The following is a 16,916-nucleotide window of genomic DNA, read 5'->3' as shown; positions in this document are numbered from 1 at the left end:
TATTTCGCAGCTATATTGATCACTGCTAACAAAATGTAAACACTACGTAGACATTCAGGACCGGTGCGGTTAGAAACCGCACCTACCAGGCCGGGGTAAAATGTTCATTTATTTTTCTGGTTTACCATAGTTGGTGATAACCGGTATGGTACGGAAAAGTGAATATGAGAAAGAAAATAGGCGAGGTTAGAAAACCTCGCCTACCTATTTTAAATAGAGGTCGGGAAACCTTGTCCACCTTGGATTAACCGCCTGCTTTAACTTCCCGCCGACGTGGATGGAGTACAAACTCGGTATATCCGTTCGGGAGTTCACATCCTTTAAAAACCAAGTCTAAAGCCGCTTGAAACGCGACACTCTCGTCGTAATTCGGTGCCATGTCCCGATAATTCGGGTCACCGGCGTTCTGTTGGTCAACGATCTTTGCTATGCGTTGGAAAGTTTCGGTTACTTGTTCCTTCGTAACGATCCCTTGGTGGAGCCAATTCGCAATATGTTGACTCGAAATCCGGAGTGTTGCTCGGTCTTCCATCAAACCGACGTTGTTAATATCGGGTATCTTTGAGCAGCCGATACCTTGATCCACCCACCGGACAACATATCCCAAGATACCTTGGGCGTTGTTATCCAACTCACGCTGGATCTCGTCAGTTCGCAGGACGCGTTCCTCTAATAGCGGTGGCGTCAACAGATCCTCCATACTCGCACGCTGCCTTGCGGCTAACTGCTTTATCCAGTTTCCAACGTCAACCCGATGGTAGTGCATCGCATGCAGCGTTGCGGCTGTCGGGGAAGGGACCCATGCAGTTGTTGCCCCAGCTAATGGGTGATTCACCTTCGTCTCAACCATCTCAGCCATTTGGTCGGGTTTCGGCCACATCCCTTTCCCAATCTGAGCGGTGCCGAGGAGTGCCGTCTCAATGCCCATATCAACGTTCCAATCCTCATAAGCGAGCATCCACGGTGCGTCGCGAATCTCCATTTTGGGGATCATCGCTCCAGCTTCCATACTCGTATGGATTTCGTCGCCGGTTCTATCCAAGAACCCAGTATTAATAAAGACGAGTCGTTCCTGTGCCACGCGAATCGACTCTTTGAGATTGACAGTCGTCCGCCGTTCCTCATCCATAATCCCGATTTTAATAGTATTCGTTGGGAGTCCGAGCGCGGATTCTATCCACTCAAACATCCGAATCGTCATATCCACTTCTTCAGGTCCGTGGAACTTCGGCTTGACGATGTAGATACTCCCTGTTTTGCTGTTTGTGTGGAGCCCCTTCCCTTGGACATCATGCATGGCGGCGAAGGAGGTTACCATCGCGTCAAGGATACCTTCTGGGACCTCTTCATCGTCGGCTGTTGTAACGGCATCGGTGTACATGTGGAGTCCAACGTTCCGAATCAGGAGGAGACTCCTACCGGGCAATGTCAATTCGCTTCCATCCGGGGCGGTAAAGGTTTTGTCAGGTGCGAGGCGACGGATCAGCATTTCGCCATTTTTCTCAAACGTCGTCTCCAGCGTCCCTTTCATGATCCCGTTCCAGTTGCTATAGACGCGCACCTTATCCGCTGCATCTACAGCAGCGACAGAATCCTCGCAATCTTGGATCGTCGTGATTGCCGACTCAAGGATAACATCGTAGACACCAGCGGGATGCTCCTTGCCAACGGGATGCGCTCGGTCTATTCGGACCTCAATGTGGAGTCCGTGGTTTCGTAGGAGAATCGCAGTGAGTTTGCCGTTGTCTTCGGTGAAACCTACAAATTTAGTTGGATCCGCCAAACCGACTTCACTGCCATCACGAAGCACTGCGCGTAACTGTTGCCCATCTTGAACGGCTTCAAGGGAAAATTGGGTAACGTCAGAGAAACTACCTGTTTCCAGTCCGGTCATTTCATCCAAAAACTGTTCGGTGTAGGCGATAACTTTTGCACCCCGGATCGGATTATAGGTCGTTCCCATTGTCGCACCCTCTGATTCATCAATCACATCCGTTCCGTAGAGTGCATCGTAGAGGCTTCCCCAACGTGCGTTCGCTGCGTTCAGCGCGTAGCGCGCATTATCGGTTGGGACAACCAGTTGTGGACCTGAGATGAGCGAAATCTCTGTGTCAACGTCCTCGGTAATCACAGTGAAGTCTCGTCCTTCCGGGAGTAGATAGCCTATATCCGTCAGGAACTTTGCATACGCCTCACCGTCAATCGGTTCACCTTTACGTGCCAGATGCCAAGCATCTATCTGTTGCTGGAGGGCATCGCGTTTATCTAAGAGTGCCCTGTTTTCCGGTGCGAACGCTGCTACGATGTCACCAAACGCCTTCCAGAAGGCATCCGGCTCTATCCCAGTTCCAGGCGCGATTTCATCTCTTACCAATGCGTACAAACCTTCATCTATTCTGAGGTTCCCGATTTCAATTCGGTTTCCCATACTCACTTCTCCATTCCAAGGGGCTGCGGGATATTGCTTGTAGGCTTCCCCTACTATAAAGGGCAGGTTTCTGCTAACCGATGCATCGTTGCATCGACAACAAGCATTGCCTCGGTTTTCAATTATCATAGCAATAGGTTTGTAATCTGTCAATTATTTTTTTCGTGGTTGGCAATTAGCAGTTAGCGATTGGCGGTTAGCAAGTTGTCCATAAAATCTTGCGGAATATCCAATACAACTGATATAATAAACACAGATTTAATTCATCAACCCGCAATTGAAAAACCACCTGAAAGGGAAATAGATATACATGAACATTGGAATTATAGGCTGTGGAACCATCAGCAGTGCTTATTTTGAGGGGGCACGAAAAACCGACATTTTAGAAATCAAAGCCTGCGCTGACCTCCGAATGGAGGCGGCACAGGCACAAGCCGAAAGATACAACTCCCACGCATGCAGCGTCGATGAACTCCTCGCAGACCCAGAGATTGAACTGGTCGTCAATCTCACTATTCCGAGAGCACACGTCGAAGTCGGTTTGCAAGTCTTGGAAGCCGGAAAACACGTCTATAGCGAGAAACCGCTCGGTGTGGATGTTGAAAGTGGGAAACAGCTGATTGACACCGCAGCAGAAAAAGGGTTGCAAGTGGGATCAGCACCCGACACCTTCTTCGGGGCAGGGATCCAGACCTCGCGGCAAACGTTAGATGCTGGGAAAATTGGTAGACCGATTGCTGGTACCGCATTTATGTGTGGACATGGACACGAGAGTTGGCATCCGAACCCGGCTTTCTATTACGACATCGGTGGCGGTCCAATGCTGGACATGGGACCCTACTACGTCACCGCGCTCGTTAATATCCTCGGTCCCGTCAAGCGCGTCGCAGCGATTACGACGAAAGCGTTTGAAGAGCGCGTCGCAACGAGTCAAGCCGTGCGTGGCTTACGTATTCCTGTCAAAATCACGACCCACCTCACCGGCACACTTGAATTCCAGAACGGTGCGATTATCACAATGATTATGAGTTTCGATATGTGGCGGCACAGTCTTCCGTGCATCGAAATCTACGGCGAAACCGGCTCAATGACGGTCCCAGATCCAAACGGTTTCGGCGGTCCCGTTAATGTCTGTCCCGCAGGCGGCGATTGGGAAGCAGAGGAAATCCAGTTTCCGAACAACGCCCGGATGATTGGCGTGATTGATATGGTGTCGGCAATCCAATCGGGACGGATGCATCGCGCAAACGGTGCGTTGGCGTATCATGTGTTGGAGGTGATGCTCGCTTTCGATAAATCTTCTGAAACCGGTGAGCACGTTGAGATAAGAAGTACAGCGGAACGTCCTGATCCAATGCCCGTCGGTTTGCAGGAGTGGGAAGTAGATTAAACCAGACATCAAATTTACACTTGGATGCCCGAACTTGTTCGGGAGTGTTTCGATGGCCTGCACCCCCAACAAGTTGGGGCATCCGAAAAAACACCGATTTAAATCTTTAGACTTCATACAACCACGCCATTCTCCCTACAAATTAATCGTAATATAGGTCTCCACACGGAACAGGATCGCCACTGTACCCCAGAAAGTCGTCACGACGAACTCACCCAACACGAGACCGAGGAAAAACGGGGCTGCTTTCCGAAAACCGCCGATGCCGCCATGCTTCGTGATAATCCATTTCAAGATGAAACTCACAAGCAGGGAAAACCAGAAGAAATTCATTGTGAAGGTGCTCGTGACGGCATAACCGGCTTGATGGAACGGCATCCACATCCATCGCGCCCGTAGAAAAGCCAAGAGAATCGCAACGACTGTTCCAACACTGATTGCACTCAGCACGGCGGTATCAGGACCCGCCGGTTGAACGAGTCGTCTACCGAGCCGACTGAAGGTCTCTCTACCTGCCCACGCTGTATAAACGCCGTCTTGATACGAGACGTGTAGGTATGCCCAGATTGTTGCGACGATGCTCACACCGATAGCGATAATCACCGCCTTCGCGAAGGTCTTGTTTTCGATGTTGGCGCGCTCTGCTATCTTCAAACCTTCAAGATGGTGGGGCATCAAGAGGCAATCGTAGGCACGATTGAAAAAGTAGAGATACGCCAATCCTGTCAGATTGCTTGCCCCCAGCTGCTTCGCACCGAACACAGAATACATCATCCTGTCAGGACCGGCATAGTGCTGATCGTGGACGGGTGAACCGAGTTCCGCGCGCATCCGCGTAATTCCCGTCGCCAACCCAAAGAAAAGTCCAAAGAAGGTTGCAATCACCCATAACGACATTCCCATCTTATAGCAGAACCCAATCAGGAAAGCGATACTCACCACCATCCATATCACTGCCGCCCGATAAGAGATCGGTTCATCTCGATCCCTCAGTGCGTTGTTCATACCGAGAAGTCTACGGAGTACCTGCCCTAAGTATCGTCGCGCGCTCCAGATAGCAATCACACCGATACCGAGATATGCCCCGAAAGACTGTTCCTCTGCATAAGGAAACGGTGCCGTTAAACCGACTGCACTGCCTAACACACGAAGTGCTTGCCAATAGAGGTAAAAGAACCAACAGGAGAACGATAACTCCAACGGCATGAAAAAGGCGAGTCCAACGGCGAACGGGTAAATGCCGACGGGAAACCACGTAATCGCATTCCACGGACGGACAGTAAAGAAGTCTGCGATGTCGTAGGCGCGGATACCACTCAGCCGAGGGACCTGCGGAAATAGGTAGTTAACCCCGTTGAGCAGATCGATGGCAGCAGCGACACCAAACCCGATCCACATCGCTTTGCTGCGAAAGAATCCGCTTCCCGGATTCGCCATCGCAAGCGGCAATTGGATCAATGGGTAACTCAACTTCTCATTCTCCGTCCACTGTCTTCGGAAAATAAAGTTGATGCTCAGCATCACGGAAAAGAGCGCAGCGAGGAAGAGTCCCCACCACAACAGCGGCGTTATCCACGCCTCAATGTGCGGGTAGAACGTCGAGCCGCCATCGAAAAAGTTTGCGAGTCCACGCTTATCGCTAACGGATGTCCATGACGGAACATAGTGCCAAAAGAGGGATTGCCAATCGTTTTCGGGGGTTGCGTAGGCGAAGGCGTAACTGATAATCGGGAGGAGTATCTGGACGCACATGTGCCCACCGATAGCAGTCGAGAGGCACAACATGACATAGATTGTTAGGAGTTCACCTGCGGAAAGCGAGAGCTGCGGTGCGTATTTTTTCGTGAAGCGGTTGATGAGTGTCAGCGCGAAGAGGAGTGTGATGGTGTTATAGAGCAGCGAGATCATCGACATGTGCGCGATGTCCCAGCGTAGCCCCATCATCTGCCACATCGCATTCGCGGGAATCAGCACGAGCCCGATGCAAACGGCTTTCAAACTGAGAGGAGAGAATTGACGCTTCACGTAATGCGGAGGCCCCTCGATTTCAGATTTCAACAAACATCACAGTATAGTACTTTTATGGTAAACCTTAGAATTAATTGGACACTCTACACCGGCGAGGTTAGAAACCTTGAAGAAATCCGCAGAAATACCCAAGCAAAGACCTCCAGCAAAAACCCTACCGGGGGAGGGCGAATGTCTATTTGTTTTTCAGGTTTACCATAATTGCTATTCGCTGTTCTTAAGATACCGATAGAGGTCGCTATCTGTCGTCAGAATGAGTTTCGTGCTTTCACCCGTTGTCTGTCGATACGTTTCTAAGGTCTGAATAAAGGCGAAAAACTCCGGGTCTTGCCCGTGTGCTTCGGCGTAGATTTGGATGGCTTGTGCATCGGCATCCCCTTTAATCTGCTCGGCTTCTTTATAGGCTTCAGATTGTATCCGCTCCAACTCCTTCTGCTTCTGTCCCATGATGTCGGCGGCTTCGCCTTCACCCTCTGACTTGTACTTCTCAGAGATCCGTTGACGCTCCGAAATCATTTGGTCAAAGACTTTTTTGCGAACCTCGTCTACATAGTTAATGCGTTTGATCCGAACATCAACGAGTTCGATGCCGAATTGTGGAACGGTTTCTTGGACTTTTTCGAGAACCATCCGTGTAATCTGCTCTCTGCCAATCTGAATCTCTTCTAAAGGTTCACCAGTCTGGCCCTCCTCTCCTTCCAGGACCTCGAGATCGAGACTCAACACCCGATTTGAATCTCGGACGACTTCAATCAGGAGTTGTGCTGTCACCAAATCTCGCGCAGCGGAATCGATAATGTCATCCAAGCGGGACTGTGCGAATACTTCTGTTCCGAGTGCCTGATAGAATTTGAGGGCATCCTTAATACGCCAGCGCGCCGTGGTATCCAACCAGATGAACCTCTTGTCCTTTGTCGGAATCTGATTCGGCGAACCATCCCACTCAAGTACCCGTTTCTCAAAGCGGTGCACCTGCTGAATAAAAGGCGTTTTTATTTTTAATCCAGCCGTGACGATCGGTTGCCCAACAGGACGGCCGAACTCGGTAATCACGACCTGCTCACCTTCATAAACAGTATAGAATACGCCTGACGCAAGCACTACTGCCAGAACCCCAATAATAATCAAGGGTATAAGCACTATTTTCGATTTCATCGGAATACTCCTTATTCTTTGAGTTGCAGGATTGGGATGGGGGTATTGGCGTTCCCGTCAATGACATAAATCTCTTTCACCTGTGGCAACACTTCTCGCATCGCTTCGAGATAGAGTCGGCGCCGGGTAACCTCTTTCGCTTTTTGGTACTCCGAACGGATTGCTTTGAACCGATCGGCATCGCCTTGCGCTTCGTTAACCCGTTTCAGTGCGTAACCTTGTGCCTCCGAAATCCTTTGTGCTGCTACACCTTTGGCTTTCGGAACGGATTGGTTGTAATCGCGCCAGGCCTCGTTGATTAACCGCTCTTTCTCCTGTTTCGCTTCGTTAACGGCGTTAAAGGCGGATTTCACGGCTTCCGGCGGGTTCACATCCTGCAAGGTCACCGTTGTCACATCTAATCCGGTTTGATACATATCCAACAATTGTTGGAGGTGTTGTTCAACTTCCGCCGCGATTTCAATACGTCCGACAGTCAACACTTCCGTGACAATCCGATCCCCAACGACTCGGCTCATGACGGCTTCGGAGAGGTCGCGTAACGTCTGCTGTGGATTCCTCACAGAGAACAGGAACATTTTCGGGTCTTTGACTTTATACTGCACTACCCATTCAACATCGGCGATGCTCAGGTCCCCCGTCAGTAAGAGGGATTCGTCCGAGTAATCACGGGTGTCATACTGCGTACGGACACCGGCTCTAAGGGTGCGAAAACCGAATTCTTCTTTGAAGACTTTTCGGACAGGCACGCTAATGGCTCTCTCAATGCCGAGTGGTAACTTGAAGTGGAGTCCGGGTTCGGCTTGCCGGACAGATTTACCGAACATCAGTACGACTGCAATTTCATCTGCCTCAACTGTATAGAAACTTGTCGCTAAGCACCCTAAAACGATCAAACCCAGAACGGCGTATAAAATCCGCTTCGGAGTAACGAGACGCGTGTAGGGTTGTCGTGTAATCAATTCTTGGAGGTCTTGCACAAGAATGCTCCTTTTTTATTTTTGACGATATTTTTTAAGGAAGGCCCCTATAATCTACCATAGAATAATAAGGCATCTGCTCAAAGCAGTCAAGGAAAAGATTAAATAGCGATTGGCGATTGACAGTCAGCCTGTAACCGCTCCTTTGCCCCGAGGTAGAGAGTTGCTGCGGATATGAAAACGGCTCAAACCAAGTTATTACTGGATTCAAGCCGATTTAGAAAATGTTCGATATGTGCGCTTATCGGGCGTTTTTGATGTGTCCCCATGTAGTTGTGAGCTTGGCTTTAGGGTCTACGGGGGTAAGATTAGCATCGCCGAAGTACTCAATTTCGCCGATTTGAAAGTACGCCCCAGCCGGGTTGGATGCGGTGTCAAAAGTAACATGCCGAAAAAACCGATACCCGGTGGTTTGGACTTCAAAATCTTCGCCTGCTTCAAAAAGGACGACTTGCAGTCGCTGTTCCCAAAAGCTATCCCCATCGTGAGAAAAGATGGTGGTAAAATTCTCGCCGTCGTTTGACCCCTGAACTTCCCACACTGTCGGGTCCCTCGCGGGAACATCGTTGGCTGAGGATACGGTGAAGTGTGTCAATCCGTACGGTGCGTCCAACTCAGCTGTCACGTGTAGCCCCTCCTCGGGAATGCCGCCCCCAAGTCCGCAGCACCATTTGTCATTGCTGGGGCCAAGACGGTTATCGAAGACGTTAAAGGCAAATTCGCCGCCCGCGAACCCGGGTTCATCGTTGGCTGAGAAAATAGCGTTGTAACCGCTATCCGATTCAGGGTCACCATCGTCTTCCGGGTCGGTTAGGTCGCCTCCGAGGAGTGACTCGGTTCCTTCTCCCAAGACTTCCTCCGCCTGTGCTATGTCGATCGGGCTGATAACAAGATAGGCGATCATCAGCATAACTCCTGCTAATACCAGCATAATTTTCATATCGTTCAACCTCCAAAAAAATAAATCTGACGTTTACATGAGTTTCGCGTTAAGTAGGTGCGTTTGAGTGATACCACCCATTTTACGCTACTCATCTTTACTAACCTGTGTTCCACGTAACATATTATTCCATATTCTTATAGAAAATTCAAGATCATTTTAGGGCATTTATGGTGGACCTTAGAATTAATGAGACATTCTCGCTGGCGAGGTTTCCGAATCTCACCAGAGGCACAAACTAACAGTTTATGCTACAAGGCATTCGTGTAGGTGACTGTAGTGCATACGCTTATTTAGACCACAATTTCGCAAAGTTAAGATAAGGTTTGTCGTTGAAATTCCAGTAGATGCTTGTGGATGGGGTTATCCGCCTCAAATACACGCTGCGCTGCCGCAGACAGCTTTCCTTGGGCCGCGGCCTGTTCCACCCAATGGGTGGGAATACCATTTGTCCACTTTTCCGGTTCTGCATCCGGATCGGGCGTTCGATACGCCATAAGGAGTCCCCACCGCGTTGTCGTCCCCGGCTTTCGATAACCAACATAATGCGGCATGTGATGGACAAAGGACACCATGCTTCCGGGCGGTAGCGAGAGGTGTACGATTTCTAAGGGTTTTCTTGTGAAGGCGTGGATCTTACCCTTCAACCACCCTGATTTCATGGCAGCGTCATCATCGGGGCGTTCTGTGCTCCATTTGTACGGAATGCGATAGAGATGCGCGCCAGGAATAATTGCGAGTTCTCCACCATCTTCGAGGGTTGCCCCTTCTGGATAGCAGAGCGTCCGAATACACTGTCGTTTTAGAAATTCAGGGGTAAGGGCGTTTCCAGTCCCAATGGGGTCCTCAACTTCGTACTGCCCCTCCCGATACTGATGGGCATGCCATCGACGCCCTTTTGAACCGATCGCCCGGTTGAGCATAAAACAGTGGTCAAGTATGAATCGGTCTCCGAAAAGTTTTCTGAAGAGTGCCATCATTTGCGGGTGAGCACTGGTTACATCCATGATAAAGTCGTCATATCCGGCGGGGAAGTATTCCGGCATAACGCCTTGCGACTCGAAACCATGTGTGACCAACGCCGCTCCGGGTCCGAATAGCCCGTAGGTGTGCATATATCGCCGCAACTCAGCGGTTCTGAGGAACCCCGGCATTTGCTCTGAACCGCCACAGCAGGCTGCCAGAAACGCCGGTGTGATTTGTTCCGGCAAAGGCGGCGGAAATCCCCGCGCCTGAAAATCGATAGCACTCCACTCCGTATCCATGAGGATCGCATCGTTCATCTGCTGTAACTTCTGCAAGCTCGCTGTCCAGCGTTTACGGGCGGTGTCTGTCAGTATTCCTTCCCACACCCAATATCCATCGCGCTCAAACGTCGCACGATCAAACGCCTGAAGCACTTCTGGTCGTAACAGATCGTCCACACGGTTTTTCGGGGAACAGTTATGCGTAGATAAGGTATCCATTCACGCCTCCTTTGACGCGGAAATTCAAGCTGTTTCGGAATATTCCTCTATTACCAAGTAAGGTAGCCGATAACATCTTCTGGATCAGAAAGGCGTTCCATTAAAACTTCATGCACTGATTGTCGTTAGTTTTCAGCGAAATCCAATCGAATCTGAAACCCCAAGCCTGAGAGAATGCTTTGCAAATTATCCAAGTGAGGTTTCTGTTTAGAGGCAAATATATTCTTAAGATGCTGGGGATTAGCCTGCGTTCGTTGGGCGAGCTTACCAATTCCACCTTGTGCTTCTACAACATCACGCAATGCCATCCAGAGTGCTTCTGTATTCCCATCTGCTTTATAGTCCGCTAAGGCTGCCTCCAAATAATACATCGCAAACTCCGTATCCGCAAGGTCTTTTAAAAGATCATCTCTAAAACTGGTAGTCCGCTCAAGTAGAGTTTCCGTGTTCATTGTCCCTACTCCTTATTTCATTCCAATAGTTTTGAGCTCTTACGATATCCCGTTGTTGCGTCCTTTTCTGTCCACCACAAAGCAGAATAACGATACGAGAAGTAAAAATACCAAAATAGACCCGATATCCCGGGCCGTAATTAATCCTCAGTTCATATAAATCTCTGTTCAACCTTCTACAATCACCAAAGTTTCCCTCTTGTAGGCGTGCAATTCGTCTCTGAACGTTTGCACGTGCTCGTTTATCCCGTAGTTGTGTCAACCACTCGCGGAAAGGGTTACGTCCCTCTGGTGTGATATAGTTCCGGACCTCTCTGGCAACGATTTGCATGTTTTAAGTATAATACATCTGCCGTGCCTTGTCAAATGACACCTTAATCTCTCACAACGCCAAAACTTCATTCAACAAGCCTTCACTTTTCCGCTCCAGTGCCAACAATTCGTCCGTAATTTCTTGCAGTGACCGGAGCGGCGTGTACTGGTAGAAATACCGGCGGTGACCCGTTAAAGACGATGCCAACCCGACTCCCGCGGTCCTCCATCTTAGAGAGTATATGTTGCAAAAACAGCAATGCTCCATCCGAGGCGCGAGGCGTACCGGCGGAGAATCTACCTGTGGCGGTCTGTGCTTCCGCTTTCACAGCATCTGCATCAGACTTCCAATTCACGCCGAAGGGCGGATTTGTAATCATATAATCAAAACGTTGCCCTTGAAATTGGTCGTCGGAAAGACTGGAGCCGTGTCGGATGTTGTTCGGGTCGGCTTTCAGGCGAGAGAGGTCGTACTGGGAGATGTTATAGAAACTGGTGTTTGTCGCACTCAGGATAATCGATGGTAGTCCGTTTTTGGACACTTTGTCCTTAAACTGATTATAGGTATTGATGGCTTTTTCTTTTTGTCCGTCCTCATCTAAGATGCAGTCGAATCGGCGTAGGACGAGGAAAGGGAGGGCAATGTCGCCGTATTCGTTTTGTGCTTCAAAGGGTCAGTTTCAATCTCGCAATCGAGATACTTTTGATTTCAAGAGGAAGGATTTAATAATGACCCGTATGAGTACTAAAGTTTGGACAATATCTGTACGGGCATAATGATCATACAAAGTGCTTTTGATTTTTCTGAAAGTTTCCCATATAGACCCAACTCCCAGAAAAATAAACTGGGATGTGCCAAGGGTCAGCCCCAGCGGGACGAAATGTCTATAGAACACCGTCCTTCCCCAAAACCTAAGCCCAAGCGGGGCGAAATGTGTAGGATATTAAAAAATTATCCAAAGTTTTGTATGAGTAGAACGAAGTTTCAATCTCGTAATCGAGATACTTCTGATTTCAAGCAATTACCGTGCCACCCGCCTCGATAGACCGAGCGGAGTTTCAATCTCGTAATCGAGTTTCTTCTGATTTCAAGTCAATATGCGCGAATTGGTGTGTATAGGGAATCGGTGCCGTTTCAATCTCGTAATCGAGTTTCTTCTGATTTCAAGTGTGGGGCAACCCGTTCTCAAAAGGGTCGAAAGCGCAGGTTTCAATCTCGTAATCGAGTTTCTTCTGATTTCAAGGCAAAAACGCGTGGTACAGGATGCCAACAAAGAACGTTTCAATCTCGTAATCGAGTTTCTTCTGATTTCAAGTTAACATTGTGGCACTGGAGGTACAGTCAATGTACGTTTCAATCTCGTAATCGAGTTTCTTCTGATTTCAAGCTCTGCGGGTGCGCTTTTGCTTTTAATATCATCTCATCATCGTCAAGTTTCAATCTCGTAATCGAGTTTCTTCTGATTTCAAGGCGAGCGGAGCGTAAATCATACCGATGCCGGAGTCTCGGTTTCAATCTCGTAATCGAGTTTCTTCTGATTTCAAGAGGCGTACAAGCACCCCAAGCCCCCGCCATGCCCACAGGTTTCAATCTCGTAATCGAGTTTCTTCTGATTTCAAGAGATGCCCGACTTGAGTAGCCTCCCGAACACACCGGCAGGTTTCAATCTCGTAATCGAGTTTCTTCTGATTTCAAGGCTTCCCCCGAGCGTTCGGGTGTCCCCAGTATCACTGTTTCAATCTCGTAATCGAGTTTCTTCTGATTTCAAGGCGACATTAAAATGCGTCAGTAATGCCTTTACCAACGGTTTCAATCTCGTAATCGAGTTTCTTCTGATTTCAAGAAACCTTTACAAATGATGACCGCGTCGGTTTCATGCGTTTCAATCTCGTAATCGAGTTTCTTCTGATTTCAAGGAAGGAAGCTGATGCCGATAGTTTCTTTTACCTCCATGTTTCAATCTCGTAATCGAGTTTCTTCTGATTTCAAGCCAGAACCTTGACGAACTTACTGAAGGCGTAATTCGTGTTTCAATCTCGTAATCGAGTTTCTTCTGATTTCAAGCCAGCCCATCCGAGAGCGAGGCGAGCATCTTATCAAAGTTTCAATCTCGTAATCGAGTTTCTTCTGATTTCAAGTTCAGTACGTTTTTGCGTGCCACATGAAAAACAAAGTGTTTCAATCTCGTAATCGAGTTTCTTCTGATTTCAAGACCGCTGCCAGCCCAGACTCGACAAAGACCTTGTCCGTCAAGTTTCAATCTCGTAATCGAGTTTCTTCTGATTTCAAGGCTTCATGCGATGCGCCTCGTCGACCGAGATACCGATCGTTTCAATCTCGTAATCGAGTTTCTTCTGATTTCAAGATGAATATTGCGGGTATGTTCGAGGGGTAGCATGTCGGTTTCAATCTCGTAATCGAGTTTCTTCTGATTTCAAGTGAAGCGACAACTTCACTTTGTCCATCCAGACACAAAGGTTTCAATCTCGTAATCGAGTTTCTTCTGATTTCAAGTGACGTTTTCCAACGCCGAACGCGGAATGTTCGAGACGGTTTCAATCTCGTAATCGAGTTTCTTCTGATTTCAAGCACCGGCGCGGTATCGGGTACTGATTGCGTTTCTCGAGTTTCAATCTCGTAATCGAGTTTCTTCTGATTTCAAGTCCGCCTCGTTTGAAGCCTTACCGTGCCTGCCTTAACTATAGGTATTTCTGTGAGCGAGGTATTTTGCCTTGTTCCAATCTCATAATCGAGATACCAAGGAAAGTGCAAAGCACAGGTCATAAGGGTTCCCGCCTCTCCGTGAGCGGTAAGGGTTTTTTGGTTTCCTATCGCTCACAGAATTCATAACACGCATATCTACCTTTCAATTTTACACAATATAAGACTGCTTGTCAAGTCCTTTTTTTAAACCTATCCGGTCAATCTGTTTTTCACACGCCGCGCAGAGATGATAAAAGGTGATTGAGTCCTCTTTAAAATCAATGACCTTCTCCAATCGGCTTTGCAGGCGTAAGAGTGCGCGCCGATCCGTATTACATTCAAAAACACTATACTGGATGCGAGTCCCAAAGTCTTTGAGAATTTTAGCAACGCTGTTCCGACGCTTGTCATCGGCGATGTCATAAGCGACTGTGTAATGCATCAGTGACTCCTCATTCAATTTTTTCCGCTGAAGCCTGTATGGATTGGAAGATTGGAAGGACAGAAGGACGAAGGCACCTCCATCCCTCCATGCTTCCATTCTTTTTTCTGCTCATTCGTGGGTTTTGGAGTTAGCGAATTGTCAGTGGTGCGTATTGATCAATCTCTCCCGTTAGATACTTCGCCAGCAAACGCACCTGTAATTCCATCGCACGCCGAAATGTGAGTTTATACTTAAACACAGGGTGTGTGATAGTCTCATTTTTCCGTGTCTCGTACGCCGCGTAGAATACCTTTCGAGAACGTTCCTTGAGATACCATCCACCGTGGGATTGCGTGAAATCCTCCGGCTTAATACGCCGATTGTTGATTAACGTAATCACAACGGAGTCGGCAATAACCGATCGAAATTCCTCCATCAAATCAAGGGCAAGGCAGGGTTTCCCATACTTAATTTGGTGGAAGAAACCGATGTATGGATCAAGCCCAACTGTCTGAATCGCAGCCATGAGATCCGCTGTCAGTAACGAATAGGCGAAACTCAGCAGGGCGTTTGTCGCGTCTGCGGGTGGCCGACGGCTTCGGCGTTGAAAATCAAACCCCACCTCCGACTTGAGCATAAAACCAAAAGACCCGAAGTATATAGCAGAGGCGTTTCCCTCTACGCCCAGTAATTCTGGAAGTTCAGTTGTGGTGTCAATGCGTTTTTCCATTGCTTTCATCGCTTTAATATTAGCAAGTAAAGGTTCCAATGCAGCGTCTGTACTGTCCGGAGCCTGCCATTTTCGGCGTTGGAGCATCGTCCGCATGTTCGCCACTTTTCCCTGCACAAATGCCTTTGAAAGCGCAAGGCATGCGTCTGGATTATCCGCGACTTTATGCTGTGCATGCCGCAAAAGTGAATTTCGGGACACCTGCGGTGTCAAAGCCCCGTGGTACCGTCCGTATGCAGAGAGAAACACAACAGGAATACCTTCGTGCAAAAGCGTTTGCATCGCAGGCGTGGTGAGGGTGACGTTGCCAGAGATAACCACCTGTCCAAGATGAATGAGCGGAATATCGCGCAACACATCATCCTCTTTGACGACGAGCAGACGTTCCCCTGTCTTTTTGATAGCACAGCCTTGTTCGTCAACATACAGCACATTATCAATGCCGAGTGCGGGCTTTATCCGTTTCGGTCGTTCATCCAATTCGTGAAGATAAGCGACCTCATCGGGTAGACAGATCGGGCGAACGCTGCACCCGTTGCACCGGTTATCGTGGACAGGCTTCGGAATCTCTCTGGAATCAAGCAATCCCCGTGCTTCCGCGACGTACCGCAGTGTTGTTTCGCGGAGTTCCTTGTCAAACGGAACCTTCCGTCGCCGCTTAGAACCGATATAGAAGATATAGCCGTGTGGGATTGAAACACCGGTCTTTTCTTCTAACACCAGTCCCTGCAAACAGAGTTGCACCTGATCGTTAAGCCAATTGCCCGTGCCTGCTTTTTTGAATTCGACTGGATACGGAATACCGTCTTTCTCCTCTACCAGATCGGTGTAACCTGATACACCAAGTGTATCGGAAGCGAGGTACTGCCGTCGGGATACAGTCTTATCTCCTTTTTTCCGATCTTTCACGGCTGTGTGGACATGTTCATGCTTGATTTTGCCCTCTTCAACGTGATCGTTGACAACCTGATGTCCTTCAATAGATTCGTAGTAGAACCGTCGCGGACAAAAAACATAAGTATTTATCTGCGAAAGTGGAATATAGGTTTCTGACATCTGAAATCTCCTTTAATCAACCCTTCGCGTCTGTCCCATCCCCATTGTTGTCTTATAGCCCGTGCCACAATAGAATGCAAAGGCTGCTAAGCAGTTAACAGTTCGGAGCAGCTCGGTGTCAAGTGCATCTTCGGGATAGAAAACACAAGAGCAGGTCCCCACCCATCCGGTCTCAGCGTGTTTCCCGAAGTTGAGTCGCTTCGATGCCGATCTCACGGTCATCACCTGCCCATACTCCGCAACGAATTCGAGGATTTTGGCTTTGTCAAGTTTTATGGGAGCGAAGGCATTCCACTTGTTAATCCAGCTCTGATAGCATCGCACGAGATCAAGATACGCGTCGCTACGGGTTTTCCGTCCGCGCGGTGTCATTCTACGGAAGGCAGTCGGTGAATAGAATCGGAAGCACATCTGGGTATCCGTTGTTGCGGATTGGATGAGTTCGGCGTAGGTTTCGTTCTTGCTCCAACTGCGTTCCTCGGTAGCGTGCGAGACCATCTGTCTGACCTGAAACGCTGCCTCTCCCAAACGGATAGGTGGCATCGCGAGCGTCAAGAATGCTTTTCCGAAGTGTTGAAATAATTCGTCATCAAGGAAGGTGAATCGGAGTTTGCACGCTGTGCCTGCTTTGATGTGACAGAGATTCCCGCGCTTCTCCATCTTCGCGATGAGTGGCGAGACGGTAAAGGGTTTTTGTGCTGCGTGGGCATGAACCGCCGCTGCGACTTCCGGGTTGCTCTTTTTGAGGATAGAGAGGAAGGCTGCGTGGGCATGGTGTCCCATGGTGGGTCGGAGTGTTACGTCGGTTTCGGGTATGAGCGATATGAGTGTGCTGATTGGCATGGGTGGGT

At 48.9% G+C, this 16,916-nt stretch carries 12 protein-coding genes, 1 pseudogene and 1 CRISPR repeat array; of the genes and pseudogenes, 1 reads left to right on the top strand and 12 read right to left on the bottom strand.

The window, feature by feature from the left end; genetic code table 11:
- Window positions 1-244: 244 nt before the first annotated feature.
- Window positions 245-2,428, bottom strand: a complete 2,184-nt coding sequence (locus tag OXN25_08015) for a malate synthase G (GenBank protein MDE0424795.1) — start codon at window positions 2,426-2,428, stop codon at window positions 245-247.
- 310 nt (window positions 2,429-2,738) lie between these two features.
- Between OXN25_08015 and OXN25_08010 the strand changes: the two genes are divergently transcribed.
- Window positions 2,739-3,818: a Gfo/Idh/MocA family oxidoreductase gene (locus OXN25_08010; protein MDE0424794.1), complete on the top strand. Its 1,080-nt coding sequence runs from the start codon at window positions 2,739-2,741 to the stop codon at window positions 3,816-3,818.
- A gap of 135 nt (window positions 3,819-3,953) precedes the next feature.
- Here OXN25_08010 and OXN25_08005 read toward each other — a convergent pair whose 3' ends face one another.
- The 11 genes and pseudogenes from OXN25_08005 to cas6 all read right to left on the bottom strand — a co-directional run bounded on the left by OXN25_08005 (window position 3,954) and on the right by cas6 (window position 16,908).
- Window positions 3,954-5,876 (bottom strand): hypothetical protein, encoded by a 1,923-nt coding sequence (locus OXN25_08005; GenBank protein ID MDE0424793.1) that lies wholly within the window; start codon window positions 5,874-5,876, stop codon window positions 3,954-3,956.
- Between the two features lie 174 nt (window positions 5,877-6,050).
- Entirely contained in the window at window positions 6,051-7,001 is a 951-nt protein-coding gene (hflC, locus tag OXN25_08000; protein ID MDE0424792.1) for a protease modulator HflC, read from the bottom strand.
- Window positions 7,002-7,012: 11 nt separating this feature from the next.
- On the bottom strand, window positions 7,013-7,981 hold the full coding sequence (hflK, locus tag OXN25_07995) for an FtsH protease activity modulator HflK (protein MDE0424791.1): 969 nt from the start codon (window positions 7,979-7,981) through the stop codon (window positions 7,013-7,015).
- Window positions 7,982-8,222: 241 nt separating this feature from the next.
- Window positions 8,223-8,921 (bottom strand): discoidin domain-containing protein, encoded by a 699-nt coding sequence (locus tag OXN25_07990; GenBank protein ID MDE0424790.1) that lies wholly within the window; start codon window positions 8,919-8,921, stop codon window positions 8,223-8,225.
- Window positions 8,922-9,235: 314 nt separating this feature from the next.
- A complete protein-coding gene (locus tag OXN25_07985) occupies window positions 9,236-10,387 on the bottom strand; it encodes a hypothetical protein (GenBank protein ID MDE0424789.1) in 1,152 nt (383 codons plus the stop codon).
- 125 nt (window positions 10,388-10,512) lie between these two features.
- Window positions 10,513-10,839: a transcriptional regulator gene (locus OXN25_07980; GenBank protein ID MDE0424788.1), complete on the bottom strand. Its 327-nt coding sequence runs from the start codon at window positions 10,837-10,839 to the stop codon at window positions 10,513-10,515.
- Complete coding sequence (locus tag OXN25_07975; GenBank protein MDE0424787.1) at window positions 10,817-11,170, bottom strand: type II toxin-antitoxin system RelE/ParE family toxin; 354 nt, start codon at window positions 11,168-11,170, stop codon at window positions 10,817-10,819. Before OXN25_07975 ends, OXN25_07980 begins: the two co-directional genes overlap by 23 nt.
- Before the next feature lie 82 nt (window positions 11,171-11,252).
- Window positions 11,253-11,798, bottom strand: a pseudogene (locus tag OXN25_07970) (N-6 DNA methylase).
- Between the two features lie 335 nt (window positions 11,799-12,133).
- A CRISPR array of direct repeats spans window positions 12,134-13,815; the repeat unit is 37 nt; unit sequence GTTTCAATCTCGTAATCGAGTTTCTTCTGATTTCAAG.
- 209 nt (window positions 13,816-14,024) lie between these two features.
- The gene (gene cas2 / locus OXN25_07965) at window positions 14,025-14,297 is read right to left on the bottom strand and encodes a CRISPR-associated endonuclease Cas2 (GenBank protein ID MDE0424786.1); all 273 of its coding nucleotides are present in this window, start codon (window positions 14,295-14,297) and stop codon (window positions 14,025-14,027) included.
- Between the two features lie 130 nt (window positions 14,298-14,427).
- Window positions 14,428-16,065 (bottom strand): CRISPR-associated endonuclease Cas1, encoded by a 1,638-nt coding sequence (gene cas1, locus OXN25_07960; protein MDE0424785.1) that lies wholly within the window; start codon window positions 16,063-16,065, stop codon window positions 14,428-14,430.
- Window positions 16,066-16,077: 12 nt separating this feature from the next.
- Window positions 16,078-16,908, bottom strand: a complete 831-nt coding sequence (gene cas6 / locus OXN25_07955; protein MDE0424784.1) for a CRISPR-associated endoribonuclease Cas6 — start codon at window positions 16,906-16,908, stop codon at window positions 16,078-16,080.
- Between the last annotated feature and the right edge of the window lie 8 nt (window positions 16,909-16,916).

The sequence above is a fragment of the Candidatus Poribacteria bacterium genome (genome assembly GCA_028820845.1).
Classification (GTDB): domain Bacteria; phylum Poribacteria; class WGA-4E; order WGA-4E; family WGA-3G; genus WGA-3G.
This window is presented reverse-complemented; position numbering and strand designations above follow the sequence as displayed.

What these genes read in the sequence shown, in the direction of transcription:
- OXN25_08015 (MDE0424795.1), bottom strand. Translation starts at nt 2,428, where the DNA reads ATGGGAAACCGAATTGAAATCGGGAACCTCAGAATAGATGAAGGTTTG.
- OXN25_08010 (MDE0424794.1), top strand. Translation starts at nt 2,739, where the DNA reads ATGAACATTGGAATTATAGGCTGTGGAACCATCAGCAGTGCTTATTTT.
- hflC (MDE0424792.1), bottom strand. Translation starts at nt 7,001, where the DNA reads ATGAAATCGAAAATAGTGCTTATACCCTTGATTATTATTGGGGTTCTG.
- OXN25_07990 (MDE0424790.1), bottom strand. Translation starts at nt 8,921, where the DNA reads ATGAAAATTATGCTGGTATTAGCAGGAGTTATGCTGATGATCGCCTAT.
- OXN25_07985 (MDE0424789.1), bottom strand. Translation starts at nt 10,387, where the DNA reads ATGGATACCTTATCTACGCATAACTGTTCCCCGAAAAACCGTGTGGAC.
- OXN25_07980 (MDE0424788.1), bottom strand. Translation starts at nt 10,839, where the DNA reads ATGAACACGGAAACTCTACTTGAGCGGACTACCAGTTTTAGAGATGAT.
- OXN25_07975 (MDE0424787.1), bottom strand. Translation starts at nt 11,170, where the DNA reads ATGCAAATCGTTGCCAGAGAGGTCCGGAACTATATCACACCAGAGGGA.
- cas2 (MDE0424786.1), bottom strand. Translation starts at nt 14,297, where the DNA reads ATGCATTACACAGTCGCTTATGACATCGCCGATGACAAGCGTCGGAAC.
- cas1 (MDE0424785.1), bottom strand. Translation starts at nt 16,065, where the DNA reads ATGTCAGAAACCTATATTCCACTTTCGCAGATAAATACTTATGTTTTT.
- cas6 (MDE0424784.1), bottom strand. Translation starts at nt 16,908, where the DNA reads ATGCCAATCAGCACACTCATATCGCTCATACCCGAAACCGACGTAACA.